Source organism: Flavobacterium reichenbachii, from assembly GCF_002217435.1.
In the GTDB taxonomy this organism is placed as follows: Bacteria; Bacteroidota; Bacteroidia; order Flavobacteriales; family Flavobacteriaceae; genus Flavobacterium; species Flavobacterium reichenbachii.
This window is the reverse complement of sequence record NZ_MUHF01000011.1, coordinates 80341-101068: the sequence shown is the minus strand read 5'-3', so window position 1 is coordinate 101068 and position 20728 is coordinate 80341. Positions and strand designations below refer to the sequence as shown.

At 37.6% G+C, this 20728-nt stretch carries 22 protein-coding genes and 1 pseudogene; 8 read left to right on the top strand and 15 right to left on the bottom strand.

The genetic code is table 11. The features are described from left to right. Nucleotides 1–559: 559 nt before the first annotated feature. The 3 genes from B0A68_RS10915 to B0A68_RS10905 all read left to right on the top strand — a co-directional run bounded on the left by B0A68_RS10915 (nucleotide 560) and on the right by B0A68_RS10905 (nucleotide 2149). On the top strand, nucleotides 560–778 hold the full coding sequence (locus B0A68_RS10915) for a hypothetical protein (protein WP_035688642.1): 219 nt from the start codon (nucleotides 560–562) through the stop codon (nucleotides 776–778). Between the two features lie 161 nt (nucleotides 779–939). After that, complete coding sequence (locus B0A68_RS10910) at nucleotides 940–1227, top strand: hypothetical protein (protein WP_035688640.1); 288 nt, start codon at nucleotides 940–942, stop codon at nucleotides 1225–1227. A gap of 286 nt (nucleotides 1228–1513) precedes the next feature. Then, a complete protein-coding gene (locus B0A68_RS10905) occupies nucleotides 1514–2149 on the top strand; it encodes a class I SAM-dependent methyltransferase (protein ID WP_035688638.1) in 636 nt (211 codons plus the stop codon). A gap of 245 nt (nucleotides 2150–2394) precedes the next feature. Here B0A68_RS10905 and B0A68_RS10900 read toward each other — a convergent pair whose 3' ends face one another. Further along, complete coding sequence (locus B0A68_RS10900) at nucleotides 2395–2820, bottom strand: response regulator (RefSeq protein ID WP_035688637.1); 426 nt, start codon at nucleotides 2818–2820, stop codon at nucleotides 2395–2397. Nucleotides 2821–3164: 344 nt separating this feature from the next. On the opposite strand from B0A68_RS10900, the gene B0A68_RS10895 reads away from it, so the two are divergent. The 4 genes and pseudogenes from B0A68_RS10895 to B0A68_RS24850 all read left to right on the top strand — a co-directional run bounded on the left by B0A68_RS10895 (nucleotide 3165) and on the right by B0A68_RS24850 (nucleotide 9142). Then, entirely contained in the window at nucleotides 3165–4676 is a 1512-nt protein-coding gene (locus B0A68_RS10895; RefSeq protein WP_051892835.1) for an ATP-binding protein, read from the top strand. A gap of 691 nt (nucleotides 4677–5367) precedes the next feature. Beyond that, nucleotides 5368–5787 (top strand): hypothetical protein, encoded by a 420-nt coding sequence (locus B0A68_RS10890; RefSeq protein ID WP_035688636.1) that lies wholly within the window; start codon nucleotides 5368–5370, stop codon nucleotides 5785–5787. Between the two features lie 124 nt (nucleotides 5788–5911). Next, nucleotides 5912–7696: a chloride channel protein gene (locus B0A68_RS10885; RefSeq protein ID WP_035688635.1), complete on the top strand. Its 1785-nt coding sequence runs from the start codon at nucleotides 5912–5914 to the stop codon at nucleotides 7694–7696. 142 nt (nucleotides 7697–7838) lie between these two features. Then, a pseudogene (locus B0A68_RS24850) lies at nucleotides 7839–9142 on the top strand (DUF389 domain-containing protein). Here B0A68_RS24850 and nhaA read toward each other — a convergent pair. The 9 genes from nhaA to B0A68_RS10835 form a co-directional block, all read right to left on the bottom strand. Continuing rightward, the gene (nhaA, locus tag B0A68_RS10875; protein ID WP_035688633.1) at nucleotides 9139–10332 is read right to left on the bottom strand and encodes a Na+/H+ antiporter NhaA; all 1194 of its coding nucleotides are present in this window, start codon (nucleotides 10330–10332) and stop codon (nucleotides 9139–9141) included. The pseudogene B0A68_RS24850 and the gene nhaA sit on opposite strands and share 4 nt — an antisense overlap. Nucleotides 10333–10730: 398 nt before the next feature. Further along, a complete protein-coding gene (locus tag B0A68_RS10870) occupies nucleotides 10731–11375 on the bottom strand; it encodes a hypothetical protein (RefSeq protein ID WP_035688631.1) in 645 nt (214 codons plus the stop codon). Between the two features lie 2 nt (nucleotides 11376–11377). Beyond that, entirely contained in the window at nucleotides 11378–12412 is a 1035-nt protein-coding gene (locus tag B0A68_RS10865) for a D-alanine--D-alanine ligase (RefSeq protein WP_035688628.1), read from the bottom strand. Between the two features lie 10 nt (nucleotides 12413–12422). After that, complete coding sequence (locus B0A68_RS10860; RefSeq protein WP_035688626.1) at nucleotides 12423–13133, bottom strand: NRDE family protein; 711 nt, start codon at nucleotides 13131–13133, stop codon at nucleotides 12423–12425. Further along, nucleotides 13121–13609 carry a hypothetical protein gene (locus B0A68_RS10855; RefSeq protein ID WP_035688624.1) on the bottom strand — a complete coding sequence of 163 codons (489 nt, stop codon included), beginning with the start codon at nucleotides 13607–13609 and terminating at the stop codon, nucleotides 13121–13123. The genes B0A68_RS10860 and B0A68_RS10855 overlap by 13 nt, the downstream gene beginning before the upstream one ends. 6 nt (nucleotides 13610–13615) lie before the next feature. Continuing rightward, a complete protein-coding gene (locus B0A68_RS10850; protein ID WP_035689431.1) occupies nucleotides 13616–13996 on the bottom strand; it encodes a hypothetical protein in 381 nt (126 codons plus the stop codon). 7 nt (nucleotides 13997–14003) lie between these two features. After that, nucleotides 14004–14462 carry a YHS domain-containing (seleno)protein gene (locus tag B0A68_RS10845; protein ID WP_035688623.1) on the bottom strand — a complete coding sequence of 153 codons (459 nt, stop codon included), beginning with the start codon at nucleotides 14460–14462 and terminating at the stop codon, nucleotides 14004–14006. A gap of 5 nt (nucleotides 14463–14467) precedes the next feature. After that, a complete protein-coding gene (locus tag B0A68_RS10840; protein ID WP_035688622.1) occupies nucleotides 14468–15064 on the bottom strand; it encodes a peroxiredoxin-like family protein in 597 nt (198 codons plus the stop codon). A gap of 90 nt (nucleotides 15065–15154) precedes the next feature. Then, nucleotides 15155–15832 carry a Crp/Fnr family transcriptional regulator gene (locus B0A68_RS10835; RefSeq protein WP_035688620.1) on the bottom strand — a complete coding sequence of 226 codons (678 nt, stop codon included), beginning with the start codon at nucleotides 15830–15832 and terminating at the stop codon, nucleotides 15155–15157. A 407-nt stretch (nucleotides 15833–16239) separates the two neighbouring features. Between B0A68_RS10835 and B0A68_RS10830 the strand changes: the two genes are divergently transcribed. Then, nucleotides 16240–16794 (top strand): fasciclin domain-containing protein, encoded by a 555-nt coding sequence (locus tag B0A68_RS10830; RefSeq protein ID WP_035688618.1) that lies wholly within the window; start codon nucleotides 16240–16242, stop codon nucleotides 16792–16794. 285 nt (nucleotides 16795–17079) lie between these two features. Here B0A68_RS10830 and hemH read toward each other — a convergent pair whose 3' ends face one another. The 5 genes from hemH to B0A68_RS10805 all read right to left on the bottom strand — a co-directional run bounded on the left by hemH (nucleotide 17080) and on the right by B0A68_RS10805 (nucleotide 20689). Further along, nucleotides 17080–18093, bottom strand: a complete 1014-nt coding sequence (gene hemH, locus B0A68_RS10825) for a ferrochelatase (RefSeq protein WP_035688616.1) — start codon at nucleotides 18091–18093, stop codon at nucleotides 17080–17082. A gap of 125 nt (nucleotides 18094–18218) precedes the next feature. Beyond that, nucleotides 18219–19085: a helix-turn-helix transcriptional regulator gene (locus B0A68_RS10820; protein ID WP_035688614.1), complete on the bottom strand. Its 867-nt coding sequence runs from the start codon at nucleotides 19083–19085 to the stop codon at nucleotides 18219–18221. 95 nt (nucleotides 19086–19180) lie between these two features. Further along, nucleotides 19181–19720, bottom strand: coding sequence for a YceI family protein (locus B0A68_RS10815; RefSeq protein WP_035688612.1), 540 nt, complete (start codon nucleotides 19718–19720; stop codon nucleotides 19181–19183). A gap of 45 nt (nucleotides 19721–19765) precedes the next feature. Continuing rightward, nucleotides 19766–20305, bottom strand: a complete 540-nt coding sequence (locus B0A68_RS10810) for a YceI family protein (RefSeq protein ID WP_035688610.1) — start codon at nucleotides 20303–20305, stop codon at nucleotides 19766–19768. Nucleotides 20306–20320: 15 nt separating this feature from the next. Further along, entirely contained in the window at nucleotides 20321–20689 is a 369-nt protein-coding gene (locus B0A68_RS10805; RefSeq protein ID WP_035688608.1) for a hypothetical protein, read from the bottom strand. Nucleotides 20690–20728: the final 39 nt, after the last annotated feature.

Below are 20728 nucleotides of genomic sequence, written 5' to 3'. Positions count from 1 at the left end.
CAAGAATTGATTCGGGCAATAGCATGTACATTCTAAAGAATAATCTATCTTGTTTCCGTTATACCTTGCTTTAAAATATTCCTTAATAATCTAGCCAGTTTAAGAAAAATAAACCCTTTTCTATTTCGTTTTTATAATGGCACAAATTATATTATGAAATAATAATACAATTTTTTTTGGATGTACAGTTCTCCAACACAAAACAGGGCTCTCCGGCAACCCTAGCCCCGATAGAAGTGAAAATCCTTTTGTGCCGATGCTGGGCACAAAAGATTGGAACGGATAGCGGGAAAAGCTCCAAAAAAATAATATCAAACCTAAAAACTAATATTGCATACAATTCACGATGCTAATCTTCCGAATTAGATTCCGTAAGCAATTCTTACTACCTCGATGTATCTCAGCGATAACTAGCGGCATCAAAAAAATATGCCCTGCTGTAAATTATATAACAAAACAAGGGCAATAATCCTCTAATTTTGTGGTTTACAATGCAGCATTAAAACAGTATACAACAATAACACTTAAGTACCTGCAGCTGCTCTGCAGAGTAAGAAAAATGAAGAAGTTTGAAATTAAAAGTACAGACCGGGACAAATGGCTGGTGATCCACAACGAGGTGCCAAAATTCACCTGCCGCTTTGAGGATAAAAAGTTTTATTTCCATAGGACCATCACTGGGCTTTCCAATCCGCAGGGCGACCCTAAAGAAGTACAGCTCTTGCAGCGAATGGAAAAATGGCTAAACGAGCACCACAAGGATAAAATAAACGAATAACCCTGGAGAATTAAAAATCTCAGTGCTATTGTGTAATCAGCCCTTTTTATATCCGCATTTCAAATCGGATATCAGGGAAAACATTTAAAATCATTTAAATAATTATCAGATCTTCGTATCTTTATTCAAAGCTATTGTGTTATTATTTAAACTAGTACATCTTGGAAACATCATCCCATTATTCTGATAGCATACTCAATAAACTTGCCGCAAGCTATCCCAAAACCTTCACGCTGGAAGAGCTCACAGCAGTTGTAATCCCCCCTTACAATGTCCTGAGAACCTTTAAAGAAAATATTGCTGCCCAAAGGCAAAACCAGGCAAAAATACTCGATGCGCTGATCGCGCTGGAGGATCAGAGATATATTGTCCTTAATCCGGCGACAGATGAAAGCTGTATCACCCTAAAGGGCCTGATCAAAATAAATCATACGGTATTGCGTAATTAACCTATTGCTCAAAACTCGGGATAAACTGCAGCTTTACAACGAGTAATTTGAAATCTGCGGCACACCGGTAAAAACTGCAGCCATAGTCCCTCTATCACCGCCCCAGAAAACTTCCAAAAAAATTAAGTTTTTTTTTATGTCTTTGCTGTCCTTCAAAAAAATTACCTCTTTGGTGTATTTTTATTTTTAATAGTATTTTAGCTTAGCTAAAATACCTGAGTTTGATAAGCTGTAAACTATTTACCCTTACAAAACTTTATATATCATTTTTTAACACAACACGATAATGGACCCATACAAGGAAACATTTGAAACCTGGAACAAGATCGCTTCACTGTATCAGGACAGGTTTATGGACCTGGACCTGTATAATGAAACTTATGACTTTGTATGCAGTTCAATGGATAAAACAGACCCGAAAATTCTGGAAATTGGCTGCGGCCCTGGAAATATTACAAAGTACCTGTTATCAAAACGGCCCGACTTTGCTGTTTTTGGCATCGACATTGCCCCCAACATGATAGAGCTTGCAAAAGCGAATAATCCCACAGCCCGTTTCCAAGTAATGGACAGCAGGGAGATTGACCAGATCAAAACCAAATATGACGCCATAGTCTGCGGGTTCTGCCTGCCGTATTTATCGCCTGCGGACAGCCGAAAACTCATCGGCGACTGTTATGATCTGCTGAGTGAAAACGGACTGATTTATATGAGTTTTGTGGAAGGGGACCCGGACAGGTCCGGTTTTCAGTCTGGAAGCAGCGGGGAAAGGATTTACTTCTATTATTATAATTTAGAGGACTTAAAAACAAAATTTTTGCAGAATAAATTTCAGGAACTTCAAATATTCAAAACAGAATATAAAATATCAAAGACCCAAATGGACATCCATACCATACTAACAGCCAGAAAAAAGACATAGCATAAGGGTGTTAAAAGACCAAACGTTTTGCAATATTTTTTTTTAATGATACCATGGCAAACTTACGGTACAGTTTCAAAAAATGTCAATATAGGGAATAAGTGTTGGGTTGTAAACCCTGACCCTGCAAAAAGAAACTCCACCGGCAGCGTTTTTTATCTCTATTTCCCTGCCAGCTTTTAAAATTAATACGTCAATTGTCCTTGCATCACAGCAGGGATCAATTCAAAACAGCACCGTAATTCTCAAATAACAGGCAAAGGGGTCAGGCTCACCAGCCAGTATTGAATGATCCTGTCTATCATTTCCCTGTACTGGGAAAAATTTTCCTGTTTTTTAAAATACCCCTGCACTGAAAGACTGTAGGCCTGTGCTATATTTTGGGGATTCTGCGAGGTGGATAAAAAGATGTAAGGCAGGCATTTTTTATTGACCTGCTCATCCTGAAGTATTTTACCGCGAAGCTCAAAACCATTGAGTTTGGGCATATTGATATCCGAGATAACCATAAAGGGGTTTACCCTTACATCTGAGAGGTAGTCCAGTACCTTGGAAGAATCTTCAAAAAACACAATTTTGTTTGGATAACCCAGACTGTCGAAAATATCCTTAAGAAAATCCCTGTCATCCTGATCATCTTCTATCACTATTATTTCTCCGCTTATTTTCATCAGGCAAAAGTACTAATTTATATGCTGCCAGGCAGTAAAAAATCAAATCTGCATCCCATTTTACACTTTGCTTTACATCTGCCCGGGACGGCTTTAAATTAAATACCAATAGTGCCGCCCCCGCCTCCCGCGGCAGGACTGACCCAAATTAATAACAATCCCTTTTGGGCAGGGCATTATTTGTCTAAAAATATTATACTAGTTTTCCGTTTCCACCACCCCTGTTGTACTGCCAGAGACAAGGTATTTTCTATGGGTTGGAATTTTAAAACAATGAAAAAGAATACTATAACAGTGTAAGTACAGTTAAGGTATAGCTTCGCAAAAACAAAAACCACCCACCGATGTATGACAATCTATTGCTTTTGAAAGACATTGTTGATAATACCCCTCTGCCTACCGCTGTTTATACAGGGGAAGAACTAAAAATAGAACTCGCCAACCCCGCTATGATACAGGCGTGGGGTAAAGGAGATGATGTAATTGGAAAAAAATATCTTGAAGTACTTCCCGAAATTCAAAACCAGGCTTTTGCGGGCCAGGCCCTGGCCGTGCTGAAAACCGGAACGCCCTTCCACGCCAAGGACAAACAGGTCGATTTAATGGTGGACGGTTCCCTTAGGACCTTTTATTTCAATTACAGCTTTATCCCCCTTTTTAATAAGGCAGGCGGGATCTATGCGGTGATGAATACAGGCTCGGATGTAACCGAGCTTCATCTGGCAAAACAGCAGACCCAGAGTGCCGAGCAAAGGCTCAGAATGGCTATTGAATCCTCAGGCATGGGCACCTATGAAATTGACCTTGCCACTAAAAAAGTGACAGCCTGCGGGAATTTTAATGCCATTTTAGGAATTGACGGGGAGATATCAGACCAGGAGCTGTTTGCAAAACTGCATCCAGAGGATTTAACAGCGCGCGCAGAAGCGCACCAAGAGGCCAGCCTTACAGGAAAAATAAGTTATCAGAGCAGGATTGTAAGCCCCGAGGGGACCGCACGATGGATTAAAATTAGCGGCAGGGTCATCAGAGACCAGAACGGCGATGATACCGCCATTATCGGGATCATCCAGGATATCCACGAGCAGAAAGCCTTTGAAGAAGAGCTCAAAAGGCAGGTCGCACAAAATACCGAGGAACTCAGAAGGTCCAATGATGATCTTTTGCATTTCGCGGGTGTGGTGAGCCATGATTTGAAAGAGCCTATTCGAAAAATTAAAACTTTCAATAGTATTTTAAAAAATGAGTACAAAGCTGATTTTAGTGAGAACGCTAAAAAATTCCTGCAAAAGGTAGACCAGTCCGCACAAAGGATGCAGAATATCGTGGAAGGCATCCTTGCCTACTCGACCCTGGATAAAAGATCGCAGCCTGTTGAGGAAATAAACCTTGACCTGGTCATTGAAAATATCAAAACCGATCTGGAACTGATCATAAATGAAAAAGGAGCCATTCTGGTCATAAGTGAGCTTCCCCAGATAGAAGGGGCGCCGATACTGATCCACCAGCTTTTTTATAACCTGGTGCACAATGCCCTTAAGTTCTCAAAAGCCGATGAGCCGCCGCGTGTGATCATCACTTCGGATATTATAAAGAATCAAGAAGGCATTGAGGTGCTGGAAATAAAAATCAAGGACAATGGCATTGGACTGGACATTGTTGATACAGAGAAAATATTCACGGCCTTTGAAAGGCTGCACTCCAAAGACCAGTTCGAAGGAAACGGGCTTGGCCTTGCCCTTTGCAGAAAAATAGCCAAAAGGCATAATGGCTCTATTACTGCTGTGGGAGAGAAAGACAACGGCGCTGAATTTACAGTGACCCTTCCTTTAAAACAGTCCGATTCTTATCTTTAGCACCTTGTAAACAAATAGGTAAACTGAAAGATTCTTATCTCAAATGTGTTATTGCAAATTGTGAAGTTCAATTTGTAGATAATTCAACATATACTAAAAAGTTTTTAAGTAAACATAAAATGGAAGATTATGTTTATGGACAGCCCGCCCTGTACTTAATTGTATCTGGCGGGTTTATCAAAAATGGGCTCCTCAGCAGCCCTAGCCCAGATAGAAGTAAAAATCCTTTTGTGCCGGGTTTCGGCACAAAAGATTGGAACGGATAGCGGGAAAAAAGCTCCTAAAAAATAATATTATATACAATTGACACGGCGTTCGGTACAAAAGATTGCTTCGCCAGTTCGCTGTTGCTCGGGTAGAACGGATAGCGGGAAGAGCTCCTCTAAAATAATATAAATACATCCCTGATTATCTATATCGCCTTTGCTGCAGCCACACGTTTTATAAAGTTCCCTTATCCGACGCCTCAAACCAAATTAAAAGAACTTTCCTGTTTTCTTGCACAATGCAAACAAATAACTGCATTAAATACAAATAGAATTAATTATTTAAAAACACAAAGCCCAATCCAATTGGGCTTTGTGTTTGAATAACAGCACAGCATCAAGATAAATTGTCCTGGTACAAAAAGAACAGATAAGAATCTCTGATAAAAAACCATTACCTTTAAATCAGGGAACAGCAACAGAAAATGAATAGAATTTTTGAAAAATTAACCGGTCATCTGGCAAAAAATCCCGGAAGACTTTTCTTAATTGACTCTGCGGGGGCTCTGCTTACCGCTGTGCTGCTCTCTGCAGTGCTTTCAAATCTAAGCCCCTATATTGGCATGCCCAAGACAACACTGGATTTACTCTTCTCCATAGCGGCTTGTTTCTGCTTTTACTCGGCTGCCTGCTTTTTATTTTTAAAAGCAAAATGGGCGCTTTACATCAGACTAATAAGTTTTGCCAATTTACTGTACTGCGCGCTGACCATTGCTTTTTTATTTATTCATTACAACAAGCTTACAATTCTTGATCTGATGTACTTTTTAGCTGAAACAGCAATCATCTGCCTGCTTGTTTATACAGAGCTTAACGTAGCGGGAAAAATTCTAAACAAGCGGTAATGGCAGTCAAATTATCACGCGCGGTAAACCCCGCCTTTAAAATTAGCATTACATTAACGTTTGGTTTTTCCCATTAACCCCTTTGAAGAGGTAACTTTGTGATTCTACAATACAATTTAGTAAAATGTTCAAAAAACAATTCGTAAAGGCAAAGAACCTGCTGATCTGGGGACAGGAAAAATTAACCAAAAAGCAGTTTATTTTTCTCTCCAGTGTCCTTATCGGCATTATTTCCGCCTTTGCCGTGATTTTCTTAAAAGCCTTTGCGCACTGGGTCTATTCTTTTGCCACCTATATCAACGGCACTTTAAAGCTGAGTTTTATAAACAGCATCCTGCCTGTAATAGGTATTCTTTTAACTGTTTTTGTGGTAAAAAGAGTACTGGGGGGCACCCTGGAGAAAGGGACTTCACAGATTCTGTATATTGTGGCCAGAAAAGCCAGTATTATTCCCAAAAAGCAGATGTATGCCCAGATTATTACCAGTTCGCTCACTGTAGGACTCGGAGGATCTGCAGGGCTGGAAAGCCCCATTGTGATCACAGGCGCGGCATTTGGCTCCAATTTTGCCCAGCAGTTCAAGTTAAGCTATCAGGAGAGAACTCTGCTCATTGGCTGCGGTGTGGCCGCCGGTATAGCGGCCGCCTTTAATGCGCCGATTGCCGGGGTGCTCTTTGCCATCGAGGTGCTGCTGGTGGATGTCACCATTTCGGCCTTTACCCCTATTATGATTGCAGCTGCCACCGGAACACTTGTCTCTACCATAGTGCTTAATGAGAATATACTGCTGACCTTCAGGGAAAAACAGACTTTCGATTACCATAATATTCCCTTTTACGTGTTAATGGGGCTTTTCACGGGTTTTATTGCCGTTTTTTACGCCCGGAAATTTTTAAAAACCGAGCACTATTTTGCCCATTTAAAATTTGGCATCTATAAAAAAGCGCTAATCGGAGCCTGCATTTTAGGACTGATGATCTTTATATTTCCCACACTTTTCGGTGAAGGGTACGAAAGCATTAAAACACTTGCCGATAAAGAGCCCGGAAAATTGCTTGAAAACACGCTCTTTGGGGATTATGCCGACAATAGCTGGGTACTGCTGGCCTTTGTTGGTTTTTCAATGATGCTCAAGGCATTTGCCTCGGGAATTACCTTGGGAAGCGGCGGTAACGGCGGTAATTTTGCCCCTTCGCTTTTTCTGGGCTCCTATGCCGGATATTTCTTTTCCAAATTTTTAAATCTCACGGGACTTACTGATCTTCCCGTCAGCAATTTCACGCTCGTGGGCATGGCAGGGATCCTCAGCGGCCTGTTTCATGCGCCGCTAACGGCTATTTTTCTTATTGCAGAGATAACAGGAGGATATGATCTGATGATTCCCCTTATGATTGTAGCCTCTGTGAGTTTTGCCGTTTCCAAGCGATTTGAGAAACACTCCCTTGATGTAAAGAACCTGGCTAAAAAAGGAAATGTTTTCACCGGCAACAAGGATACCAATATCCTGTGCACCCTGGAAATTGAAGACCTTGTCAAAAAAGATTACCTCACTGTAGAGAGCACTCAAAACCTTGAAAATGTTGCCGATCTTCTGGCACATTCGGATCAGGTTATTTTTGGGGTTGTAAACGGTGAAAATGACCTTCAGGGACTGGTGTATTTCAATGATATCCGCGAAGTAATTTTCGATAATCTCAAAGCGGAAAATATCCTGGTAAAAGATATAATGGTACAGCCCATTCAGACTGCGGATCTCTTTGACAGCATGCAGACCGTTATGAATAAATTTGAAAAAAGCAATAAGGCCTTCCTGCCGGTACTTCAAAACGGGAAGTACTATGGTTTTATAACCAAATCAGATGTGCTGGAATCGTATCGAAACAGGCTAAAATCAATGATTTTTGAATAAAACCTTCCCTTGTATAAGCATCACTCAAACCGGCTTTGAGTTCTCATTTGCCCGATTTCAATAAATAATTATTAAAATTAGTCTTATCTTAGCAATGCATGACAAAATACAGTATTGTACAGCCCTGCTAATTTTATAGATTATGAGAAAAATTACAGACCTGCTCAACCTTCGAGACGGAGAAGATGACAGGGTAAAAACCCTGGAGGCGGTAAAGAATAATATAACATTCAAAGGAGCAAACCTTTGGATATTGGCCTGCGCCATTATTGTCGCTTCGGTTGGGTTAAATGTAAACTCAACAGCTGTGATTATCGGGGCAATGCTCATATCCCCTCTCATGGGGCCGATTGTTGGTGCAGGATTCGCATTGGGTATTTATGATTTTTCATTGCTGAAAAGATCACTTAAAAATTTACTGACTGCCACAGTAGTAAGCCTGGTGGTTTCGACCTTATATTTTTACCTTAGTCCCTTCAAGGATGTGCAGTCCGAACTGCTGGCCAGGACTTCCCCGAATATCTATGATATCCTTATCGCCTTTTTTGGAGGTGTTGTGGGAGTGATTGCCGTTAGGGAAAAGGGAACCCCATTCCCGGAGTTGCCATCGCAACGGCCCTTATGCCGCCCCTGTGTACGGCCGGTTACGGGATTGCCACCGCACAGTGGACCTTTTTTTTAGGGGCATTTTATCTCTACTGCATCAACTGCGTCTTTATAGGAATTGCTACTTTTTTAATCATTAAATACCTTAACTACCCGGCCGTTAAACAGGTAGATGAAAGACACCAAAAACGGGTAAAGTATACCATTGCTTTTTTAATAACAATTATGCTTGTGCCCAGCAGTTATCTGGCCTACTCACTGTACAGGGAGCAGCAGTTCAAAAAAAATGCAGATCTTTTCATTGAGCGTGAATTCACCAATAAAGGATATACCATAGTGTATAAAAAAACTGATTTTACGCCTAAAGCTAAAAAACTCGAGCTGGCTTTCCTCTCCAGACGGTTTTCCGCATTAGAAATAAAAGAGCTTAAAGAAAAAGTGAACCAAAATAAATACCTGGCCGGTACACAATTGCAGATCCGTCAGGACAGCACTGACCGCTTCAATGCTTTAAAAGGCGATATCCTGAGCCAGATTAAAAGCAGTGAGAATGAAATGAATGTAAAAGACGTTAAGATCATGCAGCTGGAAAAGCAGCTGACCAGGAACAAATTTGATAATCGTCAGATCTTAAAAGAAACCCGGGCTTTATTTCCCGAGGTAAGTTCACTCTCTATCAATAAAAGCAGCCTTGTTAATCAAAAAGACAGCATTACAACGATAACGGCCGTTATCTATGACGGCGCTAAAACTCTAAGTCCGGCCGAGAGCGACAAACTCAAGCTGTGGCTCAATGAGCGCCTGCTGGTAAAAGATGTGGAACTTTTCAAGAAACATTAATTTTCCCCAAGAGCTTTTTTCTGCTTCTTATTGTACAGGCTCAAAATGCAAAACCCTGAAATACCGGCAATTGTAGAGGCAATGAGTATCGCGAATTTGGCTTCATTTTGATGCAGTGCATCTCCAAAGGAAAGAAGTGCTATAAAAATCGACATTGTAAATCCGATCCCACCCAGCAGACCAAGCCCCAGCACATGCATCCAGGTAACAGACTGGGGAAGTTCGGCAATTTTCAGCTTGACCGACAGCCATGACATTATAAAAATTCCAATGGGTTTGCCTAAAAACAATCCAAGGATAATACCCAGTCCCAGATTACTGAAAAGCCCTGATATCATCTCAGATTCAAAAGTAATGTTGGTATTGACAAGGGCAAAAATAGGCATGATAATAAAATTCACCGGACGGGTCAGGGCATGTTCCAGTTTTTCAAGAGCAGACTCCGTATCATCCTCAGTAGTGGGCAGCGTTATGGCTACCAGAACACCGGCAATAGTGGCATGAATACCCGAGTGATGAATAAAATACCAGATAACTACTCCGGGGATCAGGTAAAAAAACAGATTTTTGACACCCATTCGATTAAAGATTATCAATAAAACAAACAATGCCCCTGCATATCCTAAATAGAGAAAATTCAATTCCGAAGAGTAAAATATGGCTATTACTAAAATGGCAATAAGGTCATCCACAATAGCCAGCGCGGCGAGAAATATTTTAAGGCCCGAAGGCACCTTACTGCCTAAAAGGGATAAAATCCCCAGCGCAAAAGCAATATCGGTAGCCATTGGAATTCCCCAGCCTTTGGCCGTATGCAGATCTCCGTTATTAAAAAAGAAATAAATTAAGGCCGGAACCGCTACACCGCCCACTGCGGCAAGCACCGGAAGGGAAGCCTGGGCAAATGAAGAAAGCTCCCCTTCCACTATCTCCCTTTTTATTTCCAGTCCTACAAGAAGAAAAAAAACAGCCATAAGCCCGTCATTGATCCAGAGTAGTACCGGATATTTTAAATGCAGCAAAGAAGTATTGAATCCCAGTTCAAAATTAAGCAGTTCCTTAAAACCATCCGACCATCCCGAGTTGGCAATCAAAAGTGATATAAGTACACAGATTAATAATATAATTCCACCTGCAGAGGAGGATCGGAAAAAATGAGAAAAGACCTTAAGATTTATGAGTTTTGCCATAAATACAAATTTAACTCATTATAACTGTACCTCCAATTAAATATACCAAAAACCAATAGACTGTATTTTAAACAGGGCTGCATGGAAATATTTTTCGTGTGATTTAAAGAATAATATTCAGACTGTAATTTATCATTTCAGCAGGTAAAATTCAGGTTTGCTGCAAAGAATTGCGTTTGAATGTGCAGTCCTCCACGACAAAACAGGGCTCTGTGGCAGCCCTACCCTCGATGGCAGTGAAATCCTTTTGTGCCGGGGCCTGGCACAAAAGATTGCTTCGCCAGTACGCTGGCGCTCGGGTGGAACCGATAGCGGGAAAAGCTCCTGAAAAATTATTAATTAATAGTCTCCACTAAAAATCACCTGCAAATCATAATAAATTTTACCCTTTTAAAATTCTAATACACACTGAAATATTTCTTATATACTTTAAACAATTGAATACCTGCTAAAGCAATAAAAAAAAGCGGAATAAAAACAGGCAGTATGCCCTTTGAGAATTGATTTGGGTCTTGTAAAACAGACTGCAATATTATTATTACGCTAAGCATTCCTGTAAAAATACCCATTAAGGTTCCTGCGATATAATAATATTTCAGCTTCCTTTGAATGGTAATATATTTTTCATTGAGCAAATATAAATTCCAGCTGGTCCAAAAAGGCAATTGTAAAAAATTAAATCCATTTAAAATTACGCCAATTATAAATGGAGAATAGATCAAATATCTCTCTAAATAATAATCAGACTCTGCCGGGTGATTGAAATTCAAATAAAAAACAAACGCCAGAGTAAGCATGAAGCCAACTGAAAACAGATCTATGACCTTCATGAGTTTTCTGTTTTTTATAAGCTCTCTGGTGAAAAGCAGCGTAAAATAAATCACAAAGGTTTCTATAAATATGACTCCAAACAAAAAGAAAACCAAATTATGAAGTCCTGATTTTGCATAGATTTCCAGTCCAACTAAGTTTAAGTATCCCAGCGGAACTGATCCGAGAAAACTTACCAGAAATCCAACGGAGATATTTTTTACCTTTTTCATTTCTAGAAATTCATTATTTTATTGTTTTGTGCCAGATGCAATCTGTACTCACGCATTCCCACTTTGTGATCTAAATAGGGAACGCCCGTTTTATGGTTTTCAACACTTATTTCATACATATAAGTAATATGTCGTGCCAGTTCTTTCCATGCAAACCAAACCGAATGTTTGGGGTCATAAATATGTGTAGGTTCGCTTGCCGCACCGTTTAATTCTACAATCTGGAAGTTTTCTCCTTGTTCTAATTCTTCAAAAGTGTTGTACATGATATCGAAACGCCCGAAATAAAATTCAGGAATTTGAGCAGCGAGCTTATTGATCATCTTGGTTAATTTTGGCGTAACCCAATGGCTGCCATCCAAAAATTTTGCGCCCCGGGCGTGATTGCCAAATGGAACTAAATTTATGGTTTCGCCTCTGGGTAATATCAGGTCCAATTGATCACCATATTCTTCTTTTAAAACATTAAACTGCAACTGAAATCTTGGCGTTTGTTTGATCAGATTTTCAATTGTTGATTTGCCATCACCTGTTACAATCAAAAACTCTTTAGAGACAATTCCGGTAATTTTTCCGTATTTTTCCAGCGGATGACGAACATAAAAAATACCCACTTCATTCTTGAATGGGATTAAATCCTGCAAAAGAAAATCAAAATTTGCTTTTTGGGCATAGTCTTTCAGCTCCGATATTGTTTTAATTTTTTTCACGCCCGAACCACGCAGGCCAATATCCGGCTTTGCAATTAACGGGAAATAGATTTCCCTTTCTAATACCTTATCTGCTATGGTTTTAAAATCCGTATTTTCTTTAATTAAAATGGTTTTCGGGTAGCATTTTTCAGGAAGCAGATCATAAATCTGTTTTTTGCTTTCCATCATAAACCCGCCGTTTTTAATTTTCGGATTAGAGGCATTAAAGAAAAAAATCGATCTTGCTCTGATGGCATAATAGGCCCAAAGAAAATAGATAGGAACATACAGAACCTGAAATGGCCAATATTCCCAATTGGTAATTTTATGAAAAAATAGTTTCACCTGAATGTTTTTAAATTCGAATAAATGAGGTTGAAAAATCTTCTGCTTTGACTAAATCATAATATTTCATTACCCCCCTATTTTGCTCTATTACGCTTTGGGTTACGCTCAGGGTTTTCATCCTATTTTCTCTATTGATAATTAAACCATTTTGAGTGTCTTCGCTGCTTGTGTTTCGATGAAAATCCAGCATTTCCAATGGTGATATTTCATTTTTATCTTTCAAAAAATCAAAAAACCAGTCTGATCTTTTCTTTCTTACCGGATCTGTATATAAAGTAACTGATGACCAAATGTAATTTCGGGATTCATCTAATATTGTGCTCTTTTTTTCAATGCCATCCCAAATCAATTCGTACAATTCTTTTTCCTGATACAAAACCAGCGTAAAAGGCTCAATATTATCCAGATCAATTTGTTTCCAAAAGTCCTTTGGAGAATCATCCGAAATAATGTCCAAAACAATTAGTCCGCGGCTTTTTCGATAAGGCAGTATCACATTGTGTTTTGCGATTCCGCCATTTAGCAAAACCAGAACTGTTCCGTTTTCATCCATGACAAACCAGGTTCCCCCCGCTTTTGAATCTTTTGGGTACATCATATTTTTTCCCTTATGCTTATAATTCCTGGGCACAATAGCACTGGGACGAATTACTTTTTCATCCCTGTTTGAAGTGATCATTACAACTCCGTTATTATTTAAAAAACTTACTGTACACATTGTTTTCTGTATGCTATGGTCGAGCGCGCTACACCAAAATTTTCATCAATGATAATATTTTCGAATTGCAAAACGGCCACTTTTATGAGCGCCTGATGATGCACACAATGCTCTAAATTATAGAGCAATTCTCTATAATAATTGCTTTGAATCCTCATGCTAAGACCATCAATAAACTGTTCGAGATAGATTATTTTGTTCTCGCTTTTCAATTCTTTTTTAATTTGAATAATGCATTTTTTAGCAAATTCTGTTTCGGTTTGAATTTGCTTATTTCTCTGGCGGTTGTCATAATTTAAAATTCCCGAATCATAACTTTGTTCCAGACATTGAAACATCTCCAGAATATGTCTTGTATGTTCGCCAATTGTGGCATTACTTAAAGCCTGGCAAGATTTTGAATAATCCTGATCTGACAATTGATCTAATAGATAAATTAACTCATCTAAACTCTGGCGTATTGATTCTAGTAACATGATCTTTTAATTTAGAAGATTAGACAATTTGTTTTTGTTGAAATAAAGCAAACCCAGGCAGCATAATAAGGTAATAATAGCCAGACTAAAAAGTAATCCGCCGTCATCTTTTACCACGAGTCCCAAAACAAATACATGTGATAAAATAGCTCCGGTCATTACCCCAATTCCACTCAAAGCACCAATCCAGGTGGTTTTTGGAATGAGGATTAAAATTACCACTATCAATTCGGCTATTGCTGAACCAATTCTTCCGTAAGGTTCTACTCCTAGGGCAGTGAAAATATAGATGCTTTCTTCTGCTCCGCTGAACTTGAAATATAAGGTCTGCAATAAAATTACCGAGGCGGCAATTCTGAGAATCCATATTAAAATTTCCCTTTTCATGACCGTGTTATTTATAGATTTTTTTCCAGTTGTCATCTGCCTGTGTTTTTAAATTTACCTCGTCTTTATTCCAGCTTTTTAAGGTGTTGTTGAAAAAGGCATTGTAAAACAGAAAAAGTTTGCCATCAGTAATTTTAAACGTTTCGGGGTTTATTTCGACTTTTTCGCCAGCGCTTCCCATCGCATAAGCACACCAGCCACCGTATTGAGGTTCGTATTTTGATGGATTTTTCAGAAAAGCATTTTTATTTTCACCTGACGAAAAATTATAAATCACGCCCTGGTAAGAAGCTGAGATCCCTTTTTTCCCTTTAACTGCTTTTCCCTGACTAAAATATCCTACCGGATCATAACCCTGAATGGCAGTTTTGTTTTCTAAATTATACTGGCTAGCTCTTTTGGCATCATTTTGAGCAGAAGAAACTCCAAAAACCAAAATCAATACAAGTAATACTAACTTTTTCATTTTTTTTATTTTAAATTTTTTAATACTGAAACAAGTAATTCGGTCGTGATACGATGCTTAAAATCAGGAGAGACATATTCAAAAAGGATATCACTCTGGGGATTCACAACAAAAACGGACGGAACAGGTAAAAAACTAGTATTCATTCCTTTAGAATTTACGTTAATTACACTTTTATAGTTTTCAGGAGCCTCAAAAGCAATTCCCATGGCTTTTATTAATTCTCCTTTTGAGTCAGAAAGTAAGGTATATTTTACTTTATCTTTTTCTGCTGTCATTTTTAAATTTTCAGCAGAATCAGGACTTACCGCAATAATTTGATATCCCAAATCCAGAACTTGCTTTTCGGCTTCAGCCAATGCCTGCAGATGCATATTGCAATACGGGCACCAGCCTCCACGATAAAAAACAAGAACTGTCTTTTTCTTTTTTAGCAGGTCTGAAATTTGTACATCTGTATTATCCGATGATTTTAAAGTAAGGTTTGGAATCTTCTCTCCTATTAGCAAAGGAGCGATATCAGTGGCAGATTTAGCAATCATGTTCTGCGCGTTAGCAGCCCAAGTAAGGGTCGCTAAAAAAATAAAAAGTAATTTTTTCATAGTGTATGTTTTTACATCTTTTTAATAATGTAAAATTATCATACTATAAAAAAGCAAAATGTCGGCTAATTTACACTTAGCCCAAAATAATTATAATTTGGTAATATCTCGAATAATAATTTCTTTTCTGTTGTAGTTTAAAAGCTGATTGGTTTCCATCTCATTGAGTAATTGTGTAGCGGTTTGTCTGGAAGTACAGATAATCTGGGCAATATCATTTTGGGTTAGATAATTTTCAATGGCTACTGAATTTTCTTCTCTAACGCCTTCCTGTTCTGCCCAGTCTTTCAGGAATTGATACAATCTGGTTTTGGCATCCTTAGAAATTAGATTGGCATAATTGTTTTTAATACGTTTCATTTTCAGTCCTACAAACTTGGTGTATGAAAGTGCTAAAGTCGGATTACGAAGCAATAAATCTTCAAAATCAGACATTAAAAAGCTGCAGATGGCAACATCGTCTGAAAGGACTTTTGCATATTCTTCGTTTTTATTATCTGTTTCCAAAGTCAGTTCACCAAACAAATCTCCTTTCTGGATAATGTCCTTTATAGTTTCGTTGCCATTACTATCCAGGGCAACAATCTTGATATTCCCCTTTTTAAGTAAAAAAATCCGGGGCACATCTGAAGATGAAAAATAAATAATTTCCCCTTTTGAGGCTTTTTTAAAACCTGTGATTATGCAAAGTTGCTTGATTTGAGAAAAACTCAAAGTCCTAAACAATTTATGATCACGCAAATACCAATATTTTAATTCTTCGTACATAAGAGATACATTATTTGGTAAATGTAAACAATTTGAAAAATAATTCGCTTCCATGTTTAAATCGCATATTCAAGCCCTATAAGTATATAGTAGCCTGATGCATAATTTACGATTAATAAAGTTACATTAAAAGTATAGTATCTAAACTGCTTTTCTGATCTAAACATATCACAACTAAAGAAAAAGAAATTTTAGCATTCCATTTCATCTTTTCAGGCTGCTTTGATTGTGAAGATAACAGCGAAATTATTTTGACCATAGTAAGTTATCAAAAAATATTCCCTTAAAATACTCATCCATAATACCTTATAGTTAGTCCGGTTTTCTTTTAGTTTATTTCTTGGCTTATTTTAAAACCAAAAAGAATATTAAAGCGTAAATGACTTTATAACTTAAAAAAAGTAATTATGAAAACTGGAAAATTTTTAGCAGCAGCAATCCTGGCATTAGGATTTGGATTTACATCATTTGCACAAAAAACAGTAATGGTTGGTGGAGCGGCTATGTATCCTAATAAAAATATTATAGAAAATGCGGTAAACTCAAAGGATCATACCACCTTGGTAGCAGCAGTAAAAGCAGCAGGATTAGTTGAAACCCTGCAAGGTAAAGGTCCATTTACTGTTTTTGCACCGACAAATGAAGCTTTTAGTAAATTACCGGCCGGAACTGTTGAAACATTATTGAAACCTGAGAATATTAAAACATTGCAAACTATATTGACCTATCATGTAGTATCCGGTAAAATGAATAGTTCTGATATTGCAAAAGCAATAAAAGCCGGTAAAGGAAAAGCCACTTTAAAAACAGTGAGCGGCGGAACTTTAACTGCCTGGATGGATGGAAAAGATTTGTACATCAGTGACGAGAGCGGCAATAAGGCTAAAGTTACAATCTCAGATGTAAATCAATCCAATGGTGTTATACATGTAGTGGATACAGTACTGCTTCCGAAAATGTAATTTTCCGAGAATAAAATACAATTATAGAAAAAGTCCTGAAATTTCAGGGCTTTTTCTGTAATTACTATCCTGAACAATAGTAATAGCAGATTATATATGAGATACTGCTTAACATTTTATTGGCAGCTCAATACTTTAAATATAGGGAGCTGATGTCTTTTTTGATACAGAACCATAACCTGCAACGACTATCGGATCAGGTGCAAAAGTTGGGGGATTTAACCAAAAGATTAGATAATCTAACTAGAAATAGTAAATGTAATATTCTATGCTCTTATTTTAGATTTATCTAGCCCAGTCATTAATCCAATTACTCACGGTCTGACACCATTCATCATCATCATTCAAACACGGAATCGCTAAGAAATTCTCTCCTCCTTTTGCTTCAAAATCTTCTTTGGCTCGCATTGCGATTTCTTCCAGCGTTTCTAAACAATCTGAAACGAAAGCCGGAGTTACAACTGCCAATTTCTTGATCCCTTTTGCTGGCATTTTATCAACTTCAACATCGGTATAAGGTTCTAACCATTTGTCTCCCGCTAAACGCGATTGAAAAGTTAAACTGTATTTATCAGCTGGAAGTCCTAATAATTTCACCACTTGTTTTGTGGTTTCATAACATTGATGACGATAGCAGAAATCGTGTGCCGGCGAAGGTGTGTTACAGCAAGAGCCGTCAATTTTACAATGTGATTTGGTTACATCGGTTTTGCGAATGTGACGCTCCGGAATTCCGTGATACGAGAATAACAGATGATCGTAGTCGAATCCAACTAGATGTTTCTGGATAGAATCAGCCAGATTCTTGATGTAATCCGGTTTGTTATAAAACGCAGGAACATCGGTAAAAGTCATTTGTGGAAATTTCTTTTTACGAATTTCTTCCGCTTTAACCAAAATTGTCAATGTTGAAGCCATTGCATATTGCGGATATAAAGGAAAAAGTAATACTTCTGTGACTCCTTTATCATGTAATTCCTGTAGCCCTTTTTCAATTGTCATGCTTCCATAGCGCATTGCTAACGAAACCGGAACATTTACTAAAGACTGTACTTTTTTCTGCATTCTTTCAGATAGCACCACTAACGGAGAACCTTCTTCCCACCAAATTTTAGTATAAGCATGTGCAGATTCTTCCGGTCTTTTTCTCAGGATAATGCCACGAACTAAAAAAGCTCGCAACAAATACGGAACATCGATCACGTGTTTGTCCATTAAAAACTCGTCTAAATATGGTTTTACATCTTTTGTAGTTGGACTTTCCGGAGATCCTAAGTTTACTAATAATACGCCTTTCATTTACTTTTTGCTTTGTTCTATAGAATAGATGTTAAAATTGTCGCGCAGATTTTGCAGATTGAGTAGATTAAAATTCGTGGATTGCTTCGCCCGTTCATTATCACCAGGCTCATAGCCAACAAAACTTAAACATTCGTATTAATCGACATCAGATATTTTTTTGGAGTTGTTGCAAACTTTTTCTTGAATCCTGCAATGAAATGGCTTCCTGTACTGTAACCTATTTTCAACCCCACTTCGTTTACATTGTAAGAACCGCTGTCAAGCAATTTTGTGGCGAAATCCATTTTATAGTCAAAAAGAAAACCGTAAACCGTATCCCCATAAATTTGTTTGAAACCCATTTTCAGTTTCTTCAGATTCAGACCAATTTCATCGGCTAATTCTTGTAAACCAGGCGGTTCAGCCATATTGGCGATGATAATTTCTTTGGCTTTTTTTATTTTCAATACATTACCTTCATCAATTAAAAACGGACAATGATGCGCATTTGGATCTTCGCTCCTGTTAAAAGATAAACTAAGTAATTCGTATCCTTTACCTTTACAATAAAGATTTTTTATGGATGGATGAAGGTTATAATGGAACAACTGGCTTAAAACAACTGCCATTGAAGGACTTATACAACCTTCATTATAATAATTTTTATACTTGTTATCAGGACTTAAAAAAGTAATATAATCTGCTTCAACAGAAAACAATGCATGAAATTTCCTAATTGAAATAATAACAGAAATCATCCACGAATTTGGTGAAAGCTCTAAATGAAATGGTAGCTCTTTTTGTGGATTGTATAAAAGAAAGGATTTTTCTTCTTGTAGTGCTAAATCATAATTACCATTATTACATGAAAATTTGGCGTTACCTTTAAGTACGAAATGAAACTGTATGAAATCAGTGGTTAGTTGACGGTGTGTAAAAAAAGGTTCTGGACCGTCATTCTGAAAACGGATAAGTGCAAAGTCGTTTTCAACTTTTATTTCTTCCTCCATTTTTGAAATAGCGAATAATTGGTTTTTCAAAATTAAATCTTTTTAATGGTTTAGTATACTTCTCTTAAAGTTATAAATCTTACTTTTTTGATCTGTCATTTCAAAACCGCAACAACTAGAATATTTATTTTATTAGAAACTTTGCTTTTCACGAGAGTTGGTATGACGATGTTAAAATCACTGGCATTTACGGCAAAATTAGATACAATACTAATTCCAGATCCGGACATCATTATCCTTGCTTTGGTTATTATATCCTTTGATTTTCCATGAAGCTCTAACTTCCCTTTTATAGTAAAATCTTTAGCGGAATTGGTAAGACTGTTTAAATCAAAATCTTCTATTTTCCCTTTAAATATAGCTTTAGGGTATTGATCGCTCTCCATATAATTTTCATTGAAATGCTCTTCCATTAACGCAACTTTAAATTGAAATCCTTTCATCAATGCTAAACTTGCAATTTCTCCTGTTGTAGTATTCAATACAAAGGTTACATTGTTATTTGTAGCTTTAACCTCTTCAAAAGAAGCAACAGATGCTTCAAAAGTTATTTTACCTGTTTTACTGATCATTTTTTCTTGCGCCAGACCAATAGCGCAAGCATAAAGCATGGAAACGAGTATAATTTTTTTCATGGTTTTCTTTATATTATTATGTTAGTTTAAAAATCAATTTTTTGCTTATTTTAAAACAGCAATAATTTGAACCTTTACTCTATCATCAAGTTTATACTTGATAAGCGATGGAATTGGAATGCCAAAATCACTGGCATTAACAGCAAAATCTGAAATGATGGTAATTCTGGAACCTGTCCTGGTGATCTTTGCGCTCGCATTTATATCTCTTGATTTCCCATGAAGTTCTAAATTTCCTTTTATTAGGTAATCTTTATAATCTTCAGTTAAATTATTCGAATCAAACTTTTCTATTTTTCCTCTAAAAATAGCTTTTGGATATTTATCGCTCTCCATGTAATTTTCATTGAAATGTTCTTCCATCAAAGGCATTTCAAACTGAAATCCTTTTATCAGGGCTAAGGATGCAATTTCACCTGTTGCTGGATTTAAAACAAAAGTTACATTGGTATTGGTTCCTAAAACCGGCTGAAAAGACGGGACCGAAGCTTCAAAAGTGATTGTTGATGATTTAGTTAATATTTTTTCCTGCGAAAAAACAAGGAACGAGGCCAATATCATTGGCATTACTATGGTTTTTTTCATGTTTTTTACTATGGATTATTGCTCTAATAATCCATCTTGTTCCCATTTTTTAATAACATCAATTGTGGTTTGAGGCAATCTTGGCCCTCCCTGTGGCATTAATGAACTATTTCCATTTTCTAAAGAAATCCGGTTGAGCAGCCCGCGATTTAAGACCGCATTTTTAACCTGGTCATAAGTAACCAGGGACATAGGTGCCCCATTTTTGGGAACAGCTGCATGGCAGACAACACAATTATTATCAATGATGGATTTCACATTCTGATTGTATGTGGCAACGCCGGTAATTGGTGGAGTGTCAATTAAAGTACTGGGATTATCATCTGTACAACTTACCAGTAGTAAAGCAAATGATGGAATAAGCAAACGAGTTTTTAAATTCATGGGATTGGTTTTTAGTTTTAGAAAGGCTAAATGATTTTA